22 protein-coding genes, 1 tRNA gene and 1 pseudogene are annotated in these 20065 nt (G+C 39.8%); 8 read left to right on the top strand and 16 right to left on the bottom strand.

Features of this window, described 5'->3' with window-relative positions; translation table 11 throughout:
* Window position 1 precedes the first annotated feature (1 nt).
* The 4 genes from rpsI to O0V13_RS14760 all read left to right on the top strand — a co-directional run bounded on the left by rpsI (window position 2) and on the right by O0V13_RS14760 (window position 2948).
* The gene (gene rpsI / locus O0V13_RS14775) at window positions 2–388 is read left to right on the top strand and encodes a 30S ribosomal protein S9 (protein WP_268035739.1); all 387 of its coding nucleotides are present in this window, start codon (window positions 2–4) and stop codon (window positions 386–388) included.
* Between the two features lie 39 nt (window positions 389–427).
* Window positions 428–1192 carry a 30S ribosomal protein S2 gene (gene rpsB, locus O0V13_RS14770; protein ID WP_268035738.1) on the top strand — a complete coding sequence of 255 codons (765 nt, stop codon included), beginning with the start codon at window positions 428–430 and terminating at the stop codon, window positions 1190–1192.
* Window positions 1193–1373: 181 nt separating this feature from the next.
* A complete protein-coding gene (gene tsf, locus O0V13_RS14765) occupies window positions 1374–2201 on the top strand; it encodes a translation elongation factor Ts (RefSeq protein WP_268035736.1) in 828 nt (275 codons plus the stop codon).
* A 177-nt stretch (window positions 2202–2378) separates the two neighbouring features.
* Window positions 2379–2948 (top strand): hypothetical protein, encoded by a 570-nt coding sequence (locus tag O0V13_RS14760; RefSeq protein WP_268035735.1) that lies wholly within the window; start codon window positions 2379–2381, stop codon window positions 2946–2948.
* Window positions 2949–3057: 109 nt separating this feature from the next.
* On the opposite strand, the gene O0V13_RS14755 is transcribed toward O0V13_RS14760, so the two are convergent.
* The 13 genes and pseudogenes from O0V13_RS14755 to O0V13_RS14700 all read right to left on the bottom strand — a co-directional run bounded on the left by O0V13_RS14755 (window position 3058) and on the right by O0V13_RS14700 (window position 14423).
* Window positions 3058–4257, bottom strand: a complete 1200-nt coding sequence (locus tag O0V13_RS14755) for a phosphoglycerate kinase (protein ID WP_268035734.1) — start codon at window positions 4255–4257, stop codon at window positions 3058–3060.
* A 95-nt stretch (window positions 4258–4352) separates the two neighbouring features.
* Window positions 4353–5318 (bottom strand): L-threonylcarbamoyladenylate synthase, encoded by a 966-nt coding sequence (locus O0V13_RS14750; RefSeq protein ID WP_268035733.1) that lies wholly within the window; start codon window positions 5316–5318, stop codon window positions 4353–4355.
* Entirely contained in the window at window positions 5318–6031 is a 714-nt protein-coding gene (locus O0V13_RS14745; RefSeq protein ID WP_442780930.1) for a tetratricopeptide repeat protein, read from the bottom strand. Before O0V13_RS14745 ends, O0V13_RS14750 begins: the two co-directional genes overlap by 1 nt.
* Window positions 6032–6063: 32 nt before the next feature.
* A complete protein-coding gene (locus O0V13_RS14740; protein ID WP_268035732.1) occupies window positions 6064–6504 on the bottom strand; it encodes an acyl-CoA thioesterase in 441 nt (146 codons plus the stop codon).
* A gap of 5 nt (window positions 6505–6509) precedes the next feature.
* Window positions 6510–7061 carry an NUDIX hydrolase gene (locus tag O0V13_RS14735; protein ID WP_268035731.1) on the bottom strand — a complete coding sequence of 184 codons (552 nt, stop codon included), beginning with the start codon at window positions 7059–7061 and terminating at the stop codon, window positions 6510–6512.
* On the bottom strand, window positions 7061–7654 hold the full coding sequence (locus O0V13_RS14730; protein ID WP_268035730.1) for a hypothetical protein: 594 nt from the start codon (window positions 7652–7654) through the stop codon (window positions 7061–7063). Before O0V13_RS14730 ends, O0V13_RS14735 begins: the two co-directional genes overlap by 1 nt.
* Window positions 7654–9570: a RecQ family ATP-dependent DNA helicase gene (locus tag O0V13_RS14725; protein WP_268035729.1), complete on the bottom strand. Its 1917-nt coding sequence runs from the start codon at window positions 9568–9570 to the stop codon at window positions 7654–7656. Before O0V13_RS14725 ends, O0V13_RS14730 begins: the two co-directional genes overlap by 1 nt.
* Window positions 9571–10347 (bottom strand): enoyl-CoA hydratase/isomerase family protein, encoded by a 777-nt coding sequence (locus O0V13_RS14720; RefSeq protein WP_268035728.1) that lies wholly within the window; start codon window positions 10345–10347, stop codon window positions 9571–9573. It lies immediately after the preceding gene.
* Between the two features lie 62 nt (window positions 10348–10409).
* A pseudogene (locus O0V13_RS14715) lies at window positions 10410–11784 on the bottom strand (ComEC/Rec2 family competence protein).
* Complete coding sequence (locus O0V13_RS21720; protein WP_442780931.1) at window positions 11741–11866, bottom strand: hypothetical protein; 126 nt, start codon at window positions 11864–11866, stop codon at window positions 11741–11743. The pseudogene O0V13_RS14715 and the gene O0V13_RS21720 overlap by 44 nt, the downstream one beginning before the upstream one ends.
* Window positions 11867–12409: 543 nt before the next feature.
* Window positions 12410–12994, bottom strand: a complete 585-nt coding sequence (locus tag O0V13_RS14710; RefSeq protein ID WP_268035727.1) for a DUF3575 domain-containing protein — start codon at window positions 12992–12994, stop codon at window positions 12410–12412.
* Between the two features lie 36 nt (window positions 12995–13030).
* Window positions 13031–13465, bottom strand: coding sequence for a GNAT family N-acetyltransferase (locus tag O0V13_RS14705; RefSeq protein WP_268035726.1), 435 nt, complete (start codon window positions 13463–13465; stop codon window positions 13031–13033).
* The gene (locus O0V13_RS14700) at window positions 13434–14423 is read right to left on the bottom strand and encodes a PhoH family protein (RefSeq protein ID WP_268035725.1); all 990 of its coding nucleotides are present in this window, start codon (window positions 14421–14423) and stop codon (window positions 13434–13436) included. The genes O0V13_RS14705 and O0V13_RS14700 overlap by 32 nt, the downstream gene beginning before the upstream one ends.
* Window positions 14424–14526: 103 nt before the next feature.
* Between O0V13_RS14700 and O0V13_RS14695 the strand changes: the two genes are divergently transcribed.
* From O0V13_RS14695 to O0V13_RS14685, 3 genes are all read left to right on the top strand, one after another.
* Window positions 14527–15297, top strand: coding sequence for an SAM hydrolase/SAM-dependent halogenase family protein (locus O0V13_RS14695; RefSeq protein WP_268035724.1), 771 nt, complete (start codon window positions 14527–14529; stop codon window positions 15295–15297).
* Between the two features lie 3 nt (window positions 15298–15300).
* Window positions 15301–15594, top strand: a complete 294-nt coding sequence (locus O0V13_RS14690; protein ID WP_268035723.1) for a putative quinol monooxygenase — start codon at window positions 15301–15303, stop codon at window positions 15592–15594.
* A gap of 92 nt (window positions 15595–15686) precedes the next feature.
* Window positions 15687–15768: transfer RNA gene (locus O0V13_RS14685), tRNA-Leu, on the top strand.
* Window positions 15769–15861: 93 nt separating this feature from the next.
* Here O0V13_RS14685 and O0V13_RS14680 read toward each other — a convergent pair.
* Together O0V13_RS14680 and O0V13_RS14675 are read right to left on the bottom strand one after the other, a co-directional pair.
* Window positions 15862–16557 carry an ABC transporter ATP-binding protein gene (locus O0V13_RS14680; protein ID WP_268035722.1) on the bottom strand — a complete coding sequence of 232 codons (696 nt, stop codon included), beginning with the start codon at window positions 16555–16557 and terminating at the stop codon, window positions 15862–15864.
* On the bottom strand, window positions 16554–18041 hold the full coding sequence (locus O0V13_RS14675) for a DUF5687 family protein (protein WP_268035721.1): 1488 nt from the start codon (window positions 18039–18041) through the stop codon (window positions 16554–16556). Before O0V13_RS14675 ends, O0V13_RS14680 begins: the two co-directional genes overlap by 4 nt.
* A 74-nt stretch (window positions 18042–18115) precedes the next feature.
* Between O0V13_RS14675 and O0V13_RS14670 the strand changes: the two genes are divergently transcribed.
* Complete coding sequence (locus O0V13_RS14670; RefSeq protein ID WP_268035720.1) at window positions 18116–18847, top strand: nitroreductase family protein; 732 nt, start codon at window positions 18116–18118, stop codon at window positions 18845–18847.
* 119 nt (window positions 18848–18966) lie between these two features.
* On the opposite strand, the gene O0V13_RS14665 is transcribed toward O0V13_RS14670, so the two are convergent.
* On the bottom strand, window positions 18967–19962 hold the full coding sequence (locus O0V13_RS14665; RefSeq protein WP_268035719.1) for an adenosine kinase: 996 nt from the start codon (window positions 19960–19962) through the stop codon (window positions 18967–18969).
* Between the last annotated feature and the right edge of the window lie 103 nt (window positions 19963–20065).

Raw genomic sequence — 20065 nt, 5'->3', positions numbered from 1 at the left:
CATGGAAATGATCAACAAAATCGGTAGAAGAAAGACCTCTGTAGCCAGAATTTACATGGCTCCAGGAAAAGGAAACATTACCGTAAACAAACAAGCACTAGAAGTTTACTTCCCATTTGATCTACACCAGATCGTCGTGAAGCAACCATTGACCCTAGTAGGTCAAGATGGTAACTACGACATCCAGATCAATGTAGATGGTGGTGGTATCAAAGGACAAGCTGAGGCAGCTCGTATGGCTATCTCAAGAGCTTTGTGTGAATTTGACGAGGAACACAGAGGTCCATTGAAGAAAGAAGGTTTCTTGACTCGTGACCCTAGAATGGTAGAACGTAAGAAGCCAGGACGTAGAAAAGCAAGAAGAAGATTCCAGTTCTCCAAGCGTTAATTGGCTATTTTCTCTCAACAATAGAAAACAAACAGATTCATGTCAAAAATCGAATACAAAGACTTACTGGATGCTGGTGTTCACTTCGGACACTTAACGAGAAAGTGGGATCCCAGAATGGCTCCATATATCTTCATGGAGAAGAACGGAATCCATATTATCGACCTAAACAAAACGCTTGCCTGCCTCGACGAAGCATCCGCTGCAGTTAAGCAAATCGTACGCTCCGGCAAAAAAGTAATGTTCGTTGCTACAAAAAAACAGGCTAAAGACCTAGTAGCAGCAGAAGCTCAACGTCTAAACATGCCTTACGTAACCGAAAGATGGTTGGGTGGTATGTTGACCAACTTTGCAACAATCCGCAAATCCTTGAAGAAAATGTCTGGCCTTGACAAGATGATGAAGGAAGACTCTTTCAAGAACATGGCAAAGAAAGAGCGTTTGATGATCTCTCGTCAAAAAGACAAAATGGAAACAGTATTGGGCGGTATCGCTGACCTAAGCAGACTTCCTGCAGCTCTTTTCATCGTGGACATCAAAAGAGAACACATTGCAATTGCCGAAGCACAAAAGCTTGGTATCCCTGTTTTCGCATTGGTAGATACAAACTCCAACCCTAACGAGGTGGATTTCCCAGTACCTGCTAATGATGATGCATTCAAATCAGTAAACTTGCTAGTTAAAGCTTTCGGTGCAGCTATCGAAGAAGGTCTTTCTGAGCGTAAGAAAGACAAAGAAGATGCTAAACTTTCTGAAGAGGAAGAAGCAAAAAGAGCTGTAGATACAACTGAGGACAAAAAGTAAGGTCCCAATTGATTTGATATAAATTAAAAAAAATTGAACATCTGGCTCAGGTCGATGTTCAATTTTTTGTTTTTGCCTGATCATTGATTTTTCAACAGCAGCAAAAACACCACTAAGCAGCTTTGCTTAGTAAAACTCCTAAGAAAAATATAATCGTTTAATCTATAAACAGATCCTAACAATGGCAATTACTGCACAAGAAGTAAACAAACTGAGACAAATGACCGGTGCCGGTATGATGGACTGCAAAAAAGCTTTGACTGAAGCCGAAGGCGATTTCGACAAAGCTGTGGACATCCTTAGAAAAAAAGGTCAAAAAGTATCCGCATCCAGAGCTGATAGAGAGACTAAAGAAGGTGTTGTAGTTACAGCTGTTTCTGAAAACGGTGCAAAAGGAACTATTCTTTCTTTGACTTGTGAAACTGACTTCGTAGCTAAAAACGAAGAGTTCGGAGCTTTCGCAACGACTCTTTTGAACTTGGCAGTGGAAAAAGGTGCTGCTTCAGTTGAAGAAATCATGGCAATTCCTTTCGAAAACATCACTGTAGCTGAGAAAATCGTAGAAATGACCGGTAAAATCGGTGAGAAAATCGAAATCTCCCATTATGAGGTTGTTTCTGCTGAAGCTGTTGTTCCTTATATCCACTCCAATGGTAAATTGGGTGTATTGGTAGGCTTGACTAACATCGGTGGAGATGTAGAAGAAGCTGGAAAAGATGTAGCTATGCAAATCGCTGCTATGAACCCAGTTGCTTTGGACAAAGACGGCGTGGATGCTTCTACTGTAGAGAGAGAAATTGAAGTAGGTAAAGAGCAGGCTAGAGCTGAAGGAAAACCAGAAGAAATGTTGGAAAAAATTGCAATGGGTAAACTGAACAAGTTCTACAAAGAGAACACTTTGTTGAGCCAGCAATTTGTAAAAGACAGCAGCAAAACTATCGCTCAATACCTTGACGGTGTTAGCAAAGGGATGACTGTTTCTGCATTCAAAAGAATCTCTATCGGATAATCGTACCGATCGAATTTATATCAAAACCCTTCTGGAGCAATCTGGAAGGGTTTTTTCTTTTACATTATTTAAGACATAAATTTTCTTCCAACCTTTTATTTTAATTAATTTTTAAACTTGTCGTTCAAATAATTTTTCTAGTTTTCTTTTTCACTAAATCTCTCTTTTAAAAGTGCCATGAAAAAACTTTTTATTCCCCTTATCCTTTTTTTAAGCTTTTTTTCAAATATCAGCGTTGCATCTGATTCATTGAAAATCCAAAAGACTCAACGATTTCAGGTTGGTTTCAGATACTTCAATGTCAACAACGATTTTGTAGATCAATCCAATCGCGGAGTGGGTGTATATGGCTCCTACGCTTTTCCACTGATCAAAAAATATGGGATCGAAGGAATAGTCGAATTGGGAACTGACTGGCTAACGGGCGAAGGGCATATCCCTAAATCAGAATGGTATGGTTCCCATATTTGGGCAGGAGCAGGAGTTCAAAAAAGAGTATCCATTTTTGCGGACAATGATTTTACATTTGGATTGGGAATCCGTGCTTTTGGAATATCAAAAGCAGACTCATGGTCCTATGACCCTAATACAGGAGAAAGGCAATATTCTTATATCGATCAACTTAGAAAACTTCATGGTATGCGAATAGGATATAAATTTAATAAGGAACCAATGCAGGTAAATTTAGCTCTCGAGAAGGATCGAACCTATACCATGTCCTCAATTGGATTAACATATCTATTTTAAAAGGAGGAACCAAATCAAACAAAAAAGGTCACCGTTTCCAGTGACCTTTCTTCATACTCAAAGGAGCATTTAAGAAATACTCTCTATTGTCTATAGTCTTATGTCTTACTTATGGCTCCAAAGCAGCTACACCTGGAAGAACTTTTCCTTCCATATGCTCTAGTAATGCTCCACCACCGGTAGAAACGAATGAAACTTGCTCACCAAAGCCAAATTTGTTTACTGCAGCAGCAGAGTCTCCTCCACCGATCAAAGAGTAAGCGCCTCCTTTAGTAGCTTCGGCCACAGCCTCAGCAACTGCTTTCGTACCTTTATCAAAAGAATCCATTTCAAAAACTCCCATTGGACCATTCCAAAGGATCGTCTTGGACTTCAAGATAGTTTCAGCAAAAAGCTCTCTGGTCTTTGGTCCAATATCCAAGCCCATCCAGCCATCAGGAATTTCACCTTTATTCGCCAAACCTTGCTCAGCGTCGTTAGCAAATGCTTTGGAAATTACGGTATCCAAAGGCAAAATTAAGTTTACACCTTTTGCTTTAGCTTTTTCCATCAACTCTAGTACGAAATCCAATTTATCAGCCTCCAGCAAAGAATCACCGATGGTTCCACCCTGAGCCTTTGCAAAAGTATAGGACATACCTCCTCCGATTATTAGATTATCTACTTTATCGAGTAACTTTTCAATGATTAAAATTTTATCAGAGATCTTCGCACCCCCCATGATAGCAGTGTATGGTCTAGCAGGGTCACCCAATACTTTATCCGCATTTCTCAATTCGGAAAGCATCAAATAACCACATACTTTATCCGTGAAAAACTGTGCTATTACTGCCGTAGAAGCGTGCGCTCTATGTGCGGTACCAAAAGCATCATTTACATAGATATCTCCTAAAGAAGCCAATTTTTTGGCGAATTCAGCATCTCCTTTTTCCTCTTCCTTGTAGAATCTTAGATTTTCCAAAAGCAATACTTCACCTGGCTCTAAACCTAGTGCCAATTCTTTGGCTTCAGATCCAATGCAGTCTTGCGCAAATTTCACAGGACGCTCCAAAGCTTTTTCCAATTCAACAACAATATGCCTCAAAGAGAATTTATCTTCAGGACCACTTTTCGGTCTTCCCAAGTGAGACATCAGAATCGCAGAACCTCCATCAGCTAAAATTTTATTGATAGTAGGCAAAGCCGCTTGTATTCTGGTATCGTCAGTCACATGAAAATGCTCATCCAAAGGAACATTGAAATCCACACGGATTAACGCCTTTTTTCCTTTGAAACTGAGGTTATCTACATTTTTGATTCTAGGATTCATAAAATAGGATAGGATTGTTATTCAAAATAGGCCTGAATTTATCAAAGTTTTAGGCAAAAACCGTATTCTCAAATGATCAATTTGTGAAGATCAGCTTAAGCCTTGACAGAAGCCCTCTGCAAACGGTCATTCATGGCTTTCCCCAAGCCTTCATTTGGCATCCATTCGGCCAAAATCACATCCAGTTCTAATTCGTCTAAAGAACGCATTGCAGAAAATAAATTCGCAGCTGCTTCTTTAAGATCTCTTCTTGCACTTAGCTGGATTTGATCCGACTCAGGTATTTCAGTAAAAATTTCACTCAAAGTCAAGGCCCCCACTTTTTTTCCTTTATCTAAAAATTGAGGCAATAGACTAATGACATCTCCAACTACAAAAGGTTTTCGAGGGGCATAATGGCTTTCAAGGAGCCCCGGAGCACTTGGATTACTACTGCTATGGGTTTTGACCTTGACAGGCCCTACAAAAGCCTCAATCTCTCGGACATCCAAGCCACCTAAGCGGTAAACAATAACTTTCCCTTCCTCAATACCGACTATGGTACTTTCTAAGCCAACTTGGCAAGGGCCACCATCCAAAACATAAGGAATTTGATCTCCTAGCTGCTTATTGACATGCTCCGCACTGGTAGGACTGATGTAGCCAAAAGGGTTTGCACTAGGTGCCGCTAGAGGAAAATCCAGTGTTTTTAGCAGTTCCAAAGTCAAAGGATGAGAAGGAATCCTTACCGCCACACGATCCAAGCCTGAAGTTACGATATCAGGGATGATAGACTTTCTAGGCAAAAGTAGAGTCAAAGGACCTGGCCAAAACTTTTCAGCCAATAGAGTCAAAGCCTCTGGAATTTCCGCCACCCACTGATTGATTTTGTCAACCGAATCAGTATGAATAATCAGAGGATCAAAAGAAGGTCGGTTTTTTGCCTCAAAAATGGAAGCTGCAGCACCTGGATTTAGCGCATTGGCCGCCAAACCATAGACAGTCTCCGTAGGTATGGCTACCAATTCACCCTTTTCCAAAAGGACTTTAGCTTTGGCAATATCTTGACCTATTTCAGCCATTATTCGCAGAAATCCTCAATCCAGGATTTAGCCTCAGTATAACCTAATGAAAGTGCCATTTTCAAATCTGCACAACCTGCTTCTTTTTCTTGCTCTCCCAAAGCACTCATACGTGTCACTCCTAACAAATAATACGCAGCGGCATTTCTACCATCCAAATTCACAGCGTTTGTCAAAGACTCCATTGCACCCAATGGATCATTATTTCCTACTTGAGCTTTTCCTTTATTGAAATAAACCAAAGCCTGATTGGGATTTACTTGAAGAGCAGCATCAAAGTCCAAAATAGCATCTTCATACTCTTCCATTCCAAGTAAAGCAAGTCCTCGGTTGTAATAAATATCCGTTTGAGCAGGATCAAGTCCATTGGCCATATTGTAATCAGAAACGGCCTCTTTGAAATTCCCAAGCTCCAAATTAGCATTTGCTCGGTTGAACCAAGGTTTGTAAACCGAAGAATCAGCTTCTACCGCAAGAGTGAAAACGGGGATTGCTTCTTGAAATTTCTCTTGTTGAAAAAGTGCCACTCCCTTTGCATTCAGGGCTGTTGCATTAGCTGGATTTTGCTCCAAAGCTCTATCAAAATAACCGATAGCTTCATTCCAAGCTTGAGAATCCATCTTCTCAATTCCAGCTTTCATCAACTCCTCTTCACTTGGGCTACAGGAAAACAAAACCAGGGCTACTAGAGCCAAACTCAATAAATTTCTCACGTGTCTGCTAATTTTGGGGCAAAGATAGGGAATCAAGCCTGTTTTTCAGGATGATTTAGCAATTTCGCCTTGTAAAGTTCTGGAACCGGAGTTGGCTTCATGGTTTTCATATCAACAGAAACCATTGTACAGATACATTGCGCGAAAATGAGATCATTTTCAGATTCTGAATTTCCAACTAGATATTGCTCCAGAACAAAAGAAGTATTACCCACTCTGGTACATTTCACCAATGCTCTCACTTGATCTTCCAGATGAATAGGCCGGAAATAATCTATTTCCACTCGAGCCACTACAGCACCAATCTTCATAATATCCCATTGGCATCTTTTGTATAAAAATTCAGCTCTCGAGTGCTCGAAATAATTGAAATAAATTCCATTGTTAACATGTAGATACCCGTCAATATCCGAAAAACGAATCTGAATAGGTGTAGAGAAATCAAAGGAATCTAAGGAAACGGAATGATTCATTAGAATTAAAGCAGGATTTCGGATTTGGAGGTTTTTTCCAACATTCTCAAAATGGAAGGGTTGTAACCAATCATATCCACTACTGAGTCAAATGTGAACCAAGCCAATGAAATGCTTTCATTGCTCATGACTAATTGATCATTCAATTCTGCCTCGATCAAAAACCTCACATCGTAATGGAAATGCTCAGGCACATGCGGTCTTTCTGGGATGATATGCTTATCCAAATCAAAAATACTGGACTCAACCAATCTGAGATTGCTCAAGCCGCTTTCCTCCTGGGCCTCCTTCAAAGCAACGGCTATCAAATCTTCATCTCCATCAGCATGACCTCCCAATTGTAGCCATCTCCCCAATTTTTTATGCAAGGTCAAAAGAGTATGCGTCCGAGCCGGATTGACAATCCAGGATGAGGCAGTAAAATGTCCTGCCAGTCTTTCCCTTTTGTATGCCAAAGGATCCTCTGTCAAGTTGATAAAATCTTGAATGAATCCCGCTTCTTCCTCATAAGGTGTGCGGTATTTCTGTAGCTGGGCTTTTAGTGTAAGTCTGTCCATCAGGCTATGTTGAATAATCGGTCAAGCAATTGATCGAATGGTTTCGCATTTTGGAACAATCTATCTGAATAAACTGTCGCCAAGAATTTTAGATAGCTGGGTTGATTGTCAATCGTAATCTTTTCGAGACTGATATTCCCGTACAACTGAGAAATCAGCTCATTTTCGGTGGGTTTTTGAAGAGGTGGTTTGAAGTAGAATTTCTCTGTCACCTTAACCTGCTGGTTAATTTCTTCCAGTTTTCTATCCAAACTGATCTGCTTGTATCCCAAATCTATAACACGTTGGGAAAAAGCCAAGAAAAGATTGGAAAAAGATTTTGAATCTAATGGCTCATCGTAGGTGATAGCGAAGCCATTTGCATAGCGAGATTCGAATAAATGAGTTTGAGGCTTACCGGCAATCCCTGCTTTTTTTAGATGGATATTTTTGAAAATCAAAGCCATCAATTCATCTGCCTCTTCTGTTTCCAACCACGTATTAAGTTCTTCCCATTCCTGATCTTTGATGGTGAAGTTCTCTTTATGATTCACAGGGGCAGACTCACTGCCTTTGAAAATCTTTCCAAATAAATCCTCAAGAAAACCTCCCATTATCTTTTCAATTTTAAATACCCTAATGGGTCGCTAGATACTATCTCTTGGTCAAGCAAATTCCTAAGAACTTCTAAAAACCTATCAGATTTCCCAAGCCTGAGTTGATCCAAGAGTTTATCCTTTGTTAACCCCTCCATGGATTCCAAAGTTTCCAAAATTCTATTTTTCAAAACTTCATCTGCAAGTTCAGGGTCTTTATTTTTCTTCTCATTCACGCACCAATCGCAAATACCACATTGTTCGTCGGTCTTTTCTCCAAAATACTCCTGAATAAACTGAGTACGACAAATAACATTTTGATGTGCATAGGCAACCATACTTTTTGCCTTATCCATCGTCAAATTTCTCCTTTCCTCGATTCTTTTGAAGTTCAAAGGCAATTTGCCTGCATCATATCTTGGAGTCAAAAAAGTAATCTGTGGCTTATCTTTCCTCTTCTCATAATCCACAATTTCCATTTGGGCCATTCTTTCCAGACTTTTGATCAACTTGTATTCCGGCATCTCCAAGGCTTTGGCCAGTTTAAATTCATTAATCTTCAAATATTCTGAGAACAAATTTCCTCCATATGTCCGGAGGAGAATTTTGATAATGGGATCCAAAGCAGCCTGGGCAATCTGCACTTCATACAATTGCTGGGAAGAAACCAAAAAATGGAGCTTGGATGGACTGTAATAGCTTTCACTCAAGCCAATAAAACCTTCCTCTTCTAAAACCTTTAGAGCGAAGAATGTTTCCAAAACACCCAAATCGTATGTCTTGGCAAATTCTCCCCACTCAAAATCAAAACTGCTGAGCATATTACTACCGACAGCAATCCGGAAATAGTTAGCGAGGCACTGGTATACTTTTCTGACAAAATCTATCGGCGGATAAACCAAAGCAGCCCTTCCCAATAAATTCTCAAAGTCTGCTTCATTGCTCAAAATCACAGCAAAAGCTTTCTTACCATCTCTCCCAGCTCTTCCTGCTTCTTGGTAATAATTCTCTAGGTTTTCCGGCAAGTCCGAATGGACGACAACTCTCACATCTGGTTTGTCTATCCCCATTCCAAAAGCATTGGTACTGACCATCACCCGGATCTGATTTTTCATCCAGGCGTCCTGAAGGTTATTCCTGTCACTCATGCTCAATCCGGCATGATAGGCTCCTGCCTGAATTCCTAATTGGTTTAATGCTTTTGCTATTTGATGTGTTGCTTGCCTATTTCTCACATACCAAATGGCGGTCCCGGAAATCCTCTGCAAAATCTCTCTCCCCTTTTCTAACTTATTTTCTACCAACCTGACACTATAGCTCAAATTTTCTCTAGCAAAACTTTGACGAAAAACGATCCTGCTTTTCATCTCCAATCGCGTCAATACCTCTTCTTCAACCTGAGGAGTTGCAGATGCTGTCAAGGCCACGAGATTAACTTTCGGATGATATTTCCTGATTTCAGCAATTTCTAAATAGGGAGGTCGAAAATCATGTCCCCACTGTGAAATGCAATGAGCTTCATCAACTGCAATCAAATTTAAGTTCATCTGCTTAAACCTCTCCAAGAAAAGATCAGACTTAAGTCTTTCAGGCGAAACAAAAAGGAACTTGTAATCTCCATGGACACAATTGTCCAAAGTAGTGTCGATTTCCCTATAACTCATTCCGGAAAAGACAGCGGTAGCCAAAATCCCCTTTTTGCGAAGCTGATCCACCTGATCTTTCATCAATGCAATGAGAGGACTGACAACCAAACAAATTCCTTCCCTGGCCAGGCCTGGAACCTGATAGCAAAGAGATTTACCTCCACCTGTGGGCATGAGTGCGAGCGTGTCTTTTCCTTCCAGAACAGAATCAATCACTTGCTTTTGGACAGGGCGAAAATCATCCCAGCCAAATACTTCCTTCAATATGGAATAAGCTCTAGCCTCCACTTACCAATTTGGGCTTTTCTTTTCTAAAAATGAGGATATTCCTTTGATACAATCATCATGAGAACGGGCTTTTGCATTCAACTCCGCAGCTAAAGCCAGTTTTTCTTCGCGCTCCTTTTTGCCAATCATTCGAAGTAAACGCTTGGTTTCAGACATTGAGTTCCCAGAATTTTGAGAAGCCAATTTCAAAGCGAAGTCTTCAACAGATTTATCTAAAAAATCAGAAGGAACAACTGATGTTATCAATCCCAACTCTGCCGCTTTGGAAGCAGTAATCATTTCACCAGAAAGCAATAATTCCTGAGTTTTAGATCCGCCTATTTGCTCTTGTAAAAAGACCGAAACCAAAGCTGGAATAAAGCCAATTCTAACTTCAGTGTAGCCAAAAAGCGCTTCAGGGACCGAAAATGCAAAATCACAAACAGTCACCAAACCGCATCCACCAGCCAATGCATGCCCCTGAATCTGAGCGATGACTACTTTCGGAAAATTATAGATCAGGTTAAATAGCTTCAAAAGCCTTTTACTATCCTCCAGATTTTCTTCATATGAAAAAGTCTGTAAAGATTGCAAATAAGCAAGATCTGCCCCTGCACAAAAAGCTTTCCCCAAGGCCTTGAATAGAATGATTTTCACAGAGTCATCCTTTTCCATTTCTTCAAATGCCAATGTCAGGTCCTCAACTAAATCAGGTCCGAGGGCATTTCTTTTCTCAGGACGGTTAAGAGTAATCGTTCCGATTCTATTTGATATTTGAGAAATTACTAGCTGACTCATGGATTAGGGATTGCTTACAAGAATTAAGTTAATTGGAGAATCAAGGATTGCCAAAAAGCTGACTAAAAAAGAATTTTTAATGCAGAATTTGAATCCATCAGATCTTTCGGTTCTGCATCCTCCCACTTCCCATTTTCAAAAATCTGAATTCGGCTTCCAGTTGACACCTGAAGGACAGAATCCTGGTACAGGATCCAACCAATCTCTGGGAAAACCAACTGATTAGACTCTTTTGACAAAGCAATCAAGCAATTTAGATGAGTTCCCCAGTTATTATTGATCCTGTTAGGGTTTATCTTATAATCTATGTCTCCTGGTCTGATTCCTTGATTCCAAGATTTCAGTCTTGACCCATCCCAGAAATCCACTGCATATCCATTTTGACTTTGGTAGATTATCGCTTGAGGCTGCCCCCTTTTTATAGATCTATAAACTCCAATCATGAACCAACCCGATAAAATGAATGCTCCCAAATAGACCAAATTCTTTTTTGGAAAGTATTCCCAAGCCGCCCAAATCAATAGCATCCCCCAAACCAAAATCATTGTTTCCGGTTCAATTGACAAATCTTCGGCTTTTCCAAATGGAAGCTTTTGGACAAATTTCAAAAGCCATAACTCTAGCCTTATTAAAATATTGACTAAGCAACCCAGAATAAAGCCAACTCCTGGCATCCATCCCAAAATCAGGAATGGAATCCCAATCTGCATAATCACAAATGTCAATGGAATCACAAAAATATTGGCCAAAAGGAACCAAGGAGGAAAAGAATGAAAGTAAAAAACCGTCAGTGGGAATGTGGTCAGTTGAGCAGCTATCGACACAGAGACAATCTGCCAAAAATAGTCGCAGACTTTATTTGGAGGCAACCACCACCTTAATATCAAAGGATACAAAAGAACTATCCCCGACACAGCCAAATAGGAAAGTTGAAATCCTACTTCTCCAATGACCGAAGGATCAATAACGATCATCAGCATCGCCGAAAATGCCAAAATATTGAAAATAGAAGGCTTTCTCTCCTGCATTTGACCAAAAGTGATTAGGAAAACATAACAGAAGCTCTTATTACGGAAGGAGAAAAGCCAGTCAACGCAGCATATCCCCAGATGAAACAAACCATTCCAAGCAGATAGATTCTTAAAGCTTTTCCTTTTAGTGAAAATGGCTTTGCAAGAAAAAAAATAAGGTCACCAAAATCCCTACATGGAGACCTGAAACAGCCAAAATATGCATTACTCCTGAGTCCCTAAAAACAGATTTTGTATCTCTTCCCAAATAATCTTTTTGCCCAAGCAAAATAGCTATAGCAACATCCTGAACGTCAGGATCGGGAACGTATCTTCTAATCTGGTTGATCAAACTGATTCTAACTCTTTGAAACCAGGAACCATTACTTCCTTGCCCAACCTTCAAAAAAAACAATTCCTTCTTCATTTAGGAATTGAGTAAAGTTTATCCCACTTTTTTGCAGATAGGATTTATAATCAAATTCTTGCGGATTTTGAGGACCTTTCACTTCAGTAGGCTGTTTATCCACCCCTATAATTCACCCCATTTCTAACCCCTTTTCAATTTGGTGATATACTATCACTATCACTTTCCCTTTTCTAGGTACCCATTGAGCCTTTTCCAATTCAAAAAACACTTCCAAAATATTCTGCTTTGAATTTGGCTTCGGTAAATCATCCTGGGAGACTTTGGCTATAAAAGAATTTGAAATCGGAATAATTCCCTCTTTCCCTTGAAATGAAGATCCCCACAAAACACACCAAAAAGCAACAATTGTTAATAGGCCAGAAAGGTGGCGAAACCCAGAGTTTTCTTCCTTAAAACCCAGAAAAAATAAATCAGCCAAATACTTACTTAATGGAAAAGTGCAACTTACTGTGGGATATAAATGACTTTTTCTATCCAAATCCCCATCAAGAAAAAGAAGAGATACCTTAAAAACGGAAAATCAGTAAATCTCATAAAAAATCAATTAGACTTTAAGTTAAAAAAAATAAAGACAAAAAAATAGCCCCAAGTAGGGGCTAATAATATTACTCAGAATCACAAATCAGAATCTATAACCTAAGCTAAATCCGCCATTTACTTCAATTCTACTAAATCTTTCTGCAACTTCGTTGCTAAATCCTCTTGTAACACTTGCATAAGGACCGAAAGCAAAATGATCTGAAATCTCCCATTTGTATCCACCTCCAGCACCAAACATAAAGGCATTCATATTGGTGGTTTCAACAACTCCATCTTTAGTCTCTTCAAAATCTCCAAATCTAAGTTTGACAAGTGGATAAATATAAAATCTCCCTGAAGGACCGGTAGTAGTTTTTCCATCTCCGAAATAGAAATTCATCGAAGCCTGAACGGAATTGGTCTTGTATTTCTTTCCATTATTTTCATTGTTGAAGCCAAATCTATCATTGATCAACAATTGCAGATCCAAGGAATGATCATCAGACAAATATCGCTCATACCCAAATTCGATCGATCCCAATGCAATCGCATTCAAGAAATTGAGCTTAACTTCATTGCTAAAATTCCCAACATAGGAATTCCCACTGCTGCTAGAAATCACCTCCTGAGCCTTGCTAGAAAATGTAGCTGCTCCGACAATTAAAAGAGTGAATAATAGTTTTTTCATAATTTAAAATTCTAGTTGGTCAAAAATACTCAAAACTTAGGCCAGTTCCATTCGATAGTGCTGGATATTACATTCTTCAAATTGATCTCCTACTTTTTGGAAACCAAATTTCTCGTACAAAGGTACAGCCAGAATTTGGGCATTTAAATATTTCATTTTACCATGTGCCTCTGGATGGACCATAATATCTCTCAATACGGAGGTTAATAAAGCCTGGCCGACTCCTTTCCCTCTAGCTTCTGAAAGAACTGCAAACCTTTCCAGTTTAATCCCTTCAGTTGTGAATCTCCATCTCGCTGCCCCAACAGGTTTTCCATTTGCAGAAGCCAGAAAATGGAACGATACATCCTCAAACTGGTCGTATTCTTTATCAGCAGGAACATTTTGTTCTTCTACAAAAACTTTTGCTCTGATCTTAAAAACAATCTCTTTGGCGGTTTTACCTAGGGCCTTTTCTACTAGTAGACTCATACTTCTGTTGATCTTTTTCCTCCTGGTTCTTTTCGTACGCCTCAATGATAGCTTTCACCAATTTATGTCGAATTACATCTTTTCCGCTCAGATTAACGATCCCTATCCCTTTGACATCTTTCAAAATCCGAAGAGCCTCAGAGAGACCTGATTTTTGTCTCACAGGTAAATCAACTTGAGTTTGATCTCCTGTGATGATCACTTTGGAATTTGGTCCCATACGTGTCAAAAACATCTTAATCTGCTCGGAAGTGGTATTTTGAGCCTCATCTAGCAAAACAAAAGCATCATGTAATGTCCTACCTCGCATATAAGCCAATGGAGCAATTTCAATGACTCTAGTCTCCTGATAATACTTCAACTTTTCCGGCGGAACCATATCCTGAAGTGCATCATAAATCGGCCTCAAATACGGATCTAGCTTCTCTTGCAAATCTCCCGGCAAAAAGCCTAGATTTTCTCCGGCTTCCACTGCAGGTCTTGTAATGATGATTCGCTTAACCTCACGATTTTTCAGAGCACGAACTGCCAAGGCAACGGCGATATAAGTTTTTCCAGTACCTGCAGGCCCGAGCGCAAAAACTAAATCGTTTTTCATTGCCGACTCAACCAACTTCCTCTGATTTGGAGATTTTGGTTTGATGACCAATCCTTTGTTACCAAAGACGATTACTTGATCGCGATTAGCTTCCTCAAAAGGAACTCCCTCTACATCCAGATAATCTTTAACATTTTCAGGCGTAAGATGCCCAAATCGATCCATATGTTCCAACAACAAATTGAGAACATTGTTTACGCGAAGAATTTCGGGCGCACTACCTTGAATCCGGATTTCATTTCCCCTGGAAATTATTTTTGATTGTGGAAATGCCTGCGCCAATTGACGTATATTTTCATTAGCCGTTCCAAGGAACTCCGCCAAAGGCACATTTTCCAGTGTAATTACTTTTTCTACCAAACTTTTTCTTTGATTAAATCTGCTTGAATGGGTACGGATAAAATTTATATTTTTGTCCAAAGCCCTCAAAACAAAAGTACATAATTTTAATTGACTTGCTTCTATGGCATTGGTGACATTCCTCTCAGATTTTGGGGATAAAGATTACTACGTACCTGCGGTGAAAGCCAAAATGTTGGCCATCAATCCGCAATTGAACATCATCGACATTTCTCATAACATTGAGACATTCGATCTAGCACATGCTGCTTTTATACTGAGGGCAACTTTTAGGGATTTTCCCAAGGGAACCGTGCATTTGGTAGCCATGAATACTACCGGAAACATGACTCAAGGCTACATTGGTGTAAAACTCGAGGAACATATTTTCATCGGACCAAACAATGGGATTCTAAGTCTTTTGGCTGATCAAGACCCAGGAATACTTGTTCAGTTTGCTGACATTCATTTGAAGGACACTTCTTTTCCTGCAAAAGATATCTTAGCTCCAATCGCTGCAAAAGTAGCTTCAGGAGCCGCTATCCATGATTTCGGTGGTCCATTGACTAACTTCAGGAAATTGATGCCGCGAAACCCGAAGGCAACCCGTGAGCAAATCATTGGTCATGTGATGCGTGTCGATCGCTATGGAAATCTAATCACCAATATTCGCAAAGAAGTTTTCGACCAGTTGAATCCCGGAAGATTTTCAATTGAATTTGGCAGAGAAAGTCTAGATCGCTTAAACTCTGGTTGTGATCAGGTAGAACCGGGAGATTGCTTTGCATATTTTAATAGCCTAGGCCTACTTGAGATTGGGATCAACCATGGACATGGAGGCAATTTGCTAGGGTTGAAATTCGAAAGCGTGGTTTACATCAACTTCAACCCATAAGAGATGCTGATTCGAATCGTTCGTATGACTTTTCATGAGGACAAGGTTGAAGCCTTTCTGAAAAACTTCGATTTGAATAAGGAAAAAATCAGAAATTTCCCCGGATGTCATCATTTGGAGCTTTGGCAAGATGAAAATCAAAAAAATATTTTCATGACTTACTCTTATTGGGATTCCGAAAAATCACTGAATCAATATCGTGATTCTGAGCTTTTTAAATCCGTCTGGAGCTATACCAAAACCCTGTTTTCGGAAAAACCTCAGGCATTTTCTTCAAAAAAAATTGAGGAAGTTTAGCCGGAGTATTGGACAATAAAAAAAATGTTTTCATATTTGCATCCCGTTCGGGAAGGAACGGGATCAGGGAATCAAAAAAACCTGATTGAAATGCCCAGGTGGCGGAATTGGTAGACGCGTTGGTCTCAAACACCAATGCCTTCGGGCGTGCCGGTTCGACTCCGGCCCTGGGTACAAAGGCTCACATTTCTGTGAGCCTTTTTTCGTTTATACCCCATCAAAAAAGCCTCTCCAAAATTGAAGAGGCCCAATGCTAAATTTATTTTTTCATCCCGTAAAATAAGCTTCCAACTCAGTCATCATTGCCGCTTTGTCATGCATATCTCGGATTACTTTCCCTTTTTCCAATAAGACAATTCTATCGCAAATCTCAGTCACATGGTTTAGGTCATGAGAGGAAATCAAAAAGGTGATTCTGGAATCTTCTTTTTCCTTTAGAATCAATTTCTTCAATCGAATCTGTGAACTTGGATCCAGATTTTCGAAAGGCTCATCCAGCAGAACAACTTCCGGCTTCCCCATCAGAGCCGCAGCGATCCCAACCTTTTTCAGATTTCCTTTAGAAAGATCTCTGATGTATTTCTTTTTTCCTCTGACTTCATCATTAAACAACTCAGTGAATTTGGATAAATGAGCCTCTAAATCAGCTTCAGTCATTCCGTATATTTTTCGTAAAGTCTGAAAATATTCATCTGGTGTCAGATACGCCAATAGCATATGTTCATCCAGATAAGCACCTGTTATTTTCTTCCATTCTTCACCTTTGGTCACTTCCATGCCATCTATCGATACGGATCCACCTGTCGGCCTCACCAAATCCAAAATCATTCTGAAAAGTGTAGTTTTACCGGCGCCATTGTTTCCGACTAAACCAAAGCATTCCGTTGCGGGAATATCCAAGGATTCAACATCCAGTACCACCGCTTCTTTATATTGTTTTTTAAGGTCTTTAATCTGAATCATAATTCTTGTCTAAAAGAGGATGAGATCTCGTATTTGTTACTGTAAACTCGATTGATGTTAATTCGGCTCAGAACTTTGAAGCTCAAAATCCCGATAATCCCACACACGAATAGGGCAATCAAGCCTGCATAGTCGCTAACCAATAGTGAGAAAGGTAGATAAACCAAATAAGGCAAACCCATCATAGGTAAAATCATCAGCCATTGAGCTGCCCCTACGCCTTCGTAATTGAACATGGCACCTTTATTCAAATCCATTGGTTTTGGCTTCCAAAGGGCTAGATAAATAATCGCATGCACCAAAACACCGATATTGAAAATGAAGGTAGCGAAATGAATTATCAAAAATTCCCAGCCAAAGTAGACATAAGGCACAGAAGCCAAGAAACTCAAACAGGAAATGGAAATAAATAGTAAATATTTCCCTTTCACCAACTCTTCAACCCCACCTTTTTTCATTAGGTAATAATCAAAATTCTGAGAGTTCCAGCTTAGGAACAATTGCCCATACTGAATCATAAAGATTCCAGTGATAAACACTCCCACAAATATGAAAATTGGAGAAATACCATCTTCGGATTGGTACGCTGGGTTGGTATAGAAAATCAAACCATAAAGCAAAAAGAAGATGGAGAGCATGATATAGGTCCGGCTCTTTTTATGTCTGATAATCAACTTCCACTCGACATTGGCCATTTCTCCAGCATTTCCAAACCTTGAGAAAAACCCAATGGATTGATCTGTAAATCTGACATTCTCCTCCTCAGACAAATCTTCCAGATAGGCATTGGACAAATAATAAGAAAAGCAGAGATAATAACTCCCAACCAATCCAATAGCGAGAACAATCAAAGGAATCAAGCTGGTCATCGCAAAATCAAAGACTGGCTTCATAATTTCACCCAGGTTATACCAGCCCATATAACTAGCTCCTGAGCCCAAAACAAGCACCGCCACTACGATCACCAAACCGATGGTAGAATCTTCGAACTTTTGCTTAAACCACAGCATAAACCAATGAAGAATCCAGCTAGTCAATACAATGGAGCCAATCCAGCCTAACAAGCCCATGCTTCCATACTCAGGCAATACTACTTGTACTCCGGAAGGAAGGAAAAGCAACAAAGCAATAATGCTCATAGGCGAGAAAAAGGATCTAATCAGTAGCATATGCATGATTTTCCTTTTCCCAATTGGTAAATGTAAAAGGCTCTCCAAATCCACCACCGGAAGCTGCTGGATGAAATAGCGATACATAAACTCAAAGAAAAAGAAGTAAATCAGGTAGCTATTTAGAACCGACAGGGTATCCTCAGTACCGGTTATCTCCTGAATTATTCTTGGGAGAAACACCCCTGCTAAAACCACATAGGAAAGCAAGAGCAAAATGACTAATCCTAAAACAATATTCGTAATTAAGCTTTTGGCAAAAGAGGTAGATCGAATACTTTTTAGAAATTGCAGTCGAATTAATTCGAAAAACATATAGTTGGCATTAAAAACTCGTAAACAGTCTCAGGCTAAATAAAGCAAGAAATCGCCTTACTAAAAAGTTACCTATGCATAAATCTGCACAAGAAACCTCATTTTTTGATGTTGTTGAAGCCAGAAGATCTGTTCGGATATTCGACCAGGAGGAAGCTTTTGATCATGATATTGTCGAAAAAGCGATCCAAGCAGCTATTCTTTCACCCAATAGCTCAAATCTTCAGCTATATCAATTTATCCGCGTTCCTAAGACTTCTTTACTCAAAGACCAACTGGCTCAGCTCTGCATGCGGCAAAAAGCGGCTACAACCGCCCGAGAACTAGTGGTTGTAATCACAAGAAGGGATCTGTGGAAATCTAGAGCAGAGGCAAACTATGAGTTCATCCTAAACTCCAGACAGAATCAATCTGAGAAAAAAGTCAAACAAGTTGGGAATTACTACAAAAACCTGATCCCAAAACTTTTCGGAAAATACCCAGGATGGACTTTGATCAAGAAAACCATCGCTTGGTGGGTAGGTCTCCGCAGACCCATGGTGAGAGAGGTTAGTGAAACGGATGTTAGAATTTCCGTTCACAAAAGTGCGGCTTTAGCATCCATGACATTTATGCTTTCCATGAAAGCTTCAGGCTACGACACCTGCCCTATGGAAGGTTTCGACTCAAAACGTGTAAAAAAGCTCTTAAACCTACCTGCTGCTTCAGAGATCTGTATGATTATTGGCTGTGGCAAAGGGACACCCGAAGGAATCTATGGGCCGCGTTTTCGAGTTCCTTTTGAAGAGTTGGTTATAGAGAAATGAGGCTAAGAATCGGTAGAATGATAAAAATCCATCATCCCGAGTAAAGCTAAGCGATCTAAAAGATTACTTCACTCCATTCGTAATGATGGATCCCCTTTGGATAATTCTTATAAAAGAAATTAAGGATTCAACCTTGCCAAAACCTCTTTGGCTTCATGCCATTGCAATCTTGGTCCAAATTGACTTACAATTTTTGAGGAAGCCATGGAAGCAAGTTTTCCACTGGAAGCATAAGAATGCCCATTGGTAATTCCAAATAAGAAGGCTCCAGCAAACATATCTCCTGCCCCATTGGAATCGATAGCAGTTGTCGGATAAGGCTCAATATCGATAAATGTATCTCCATCAAAGATCATCGCTCCATTCTTCCCTTGAGTGATCACAAAATGCTTCGCAATTTTTTTCATTTTTTCACGCGCATCCATGACATTATCTGTTCCAGTATATAGCATCGCTTCCTCCTCATTGGAGAATAGCAAATCCACACTAGCTCCGATCACATCATCAAAGTTTTCTTTGAAATACTTCACCATGGCTGGATCAGAGAAAGTCAAGGCCACTTTGGTTCCCGCTTCTTCCGCAACTTTCTTGGCATGAACCATCGCTTCTTTTCCGTTTGGAGAAGTTACTAGATATCCTTCGATGAAAAGGTATTTGGAATCCTTGATCGCAGAGTCATGAATGTCTTTTGTAGAAAAGTTCTGAGTGATCCCTAAGAAGGTATTCATGGTTCTTTCAGAATCATCCGTTACCATTACAAGGCACTTTCCTGTCACACCAGACTCTAATGTAGATTCAGTCAGAGCGATATCTACACCAGAATCGATCAGATCCTTCAGGTAAAAATGTCCCAATTCATCATTTGCAACTCGGAAATTATAGAAGGACTTACCTCCAAACTGACTTACGGCAACAATGGAATTGGCAGCTGAACCACCGGCTTGCTTTTTAGCCTCCTTGGTATTGATCACTTCCATCAGGGAGTTTTGGCGATCTTCATCTACCAAAGTCATCAGACCTTTTTCGACACCATTGTCAGCAAAAAACTGATCAGTCACCTGAAACTCCATATCTACCAAGGCATTTCCTATGCCCGTCACGTCGTATTTTTTCATTTTATATTCTGTATTGGAAAATTTTAAAATTGAAACATTGGGAAATTGAACTTAGAAGTTGGAAAGTTGAAAGGTGGCAATGTTCGAAAGTTTGGTTCTATTT

It is taken from the genome of Algoriphagus sp. PAP.12 (assembly GCF_026652115.1).
In the GTDB taxonomy this organism is placed as follows: Bacteria; Bacteroidota; Bacteroidia; order Cytophagales; family Cyclobacteriaceae; genus Algoriphagus.
Note: the sequence above shows the minus strand (reverse complement) of the source record. Positions and strands in the feature narration are given on the sequence as shown.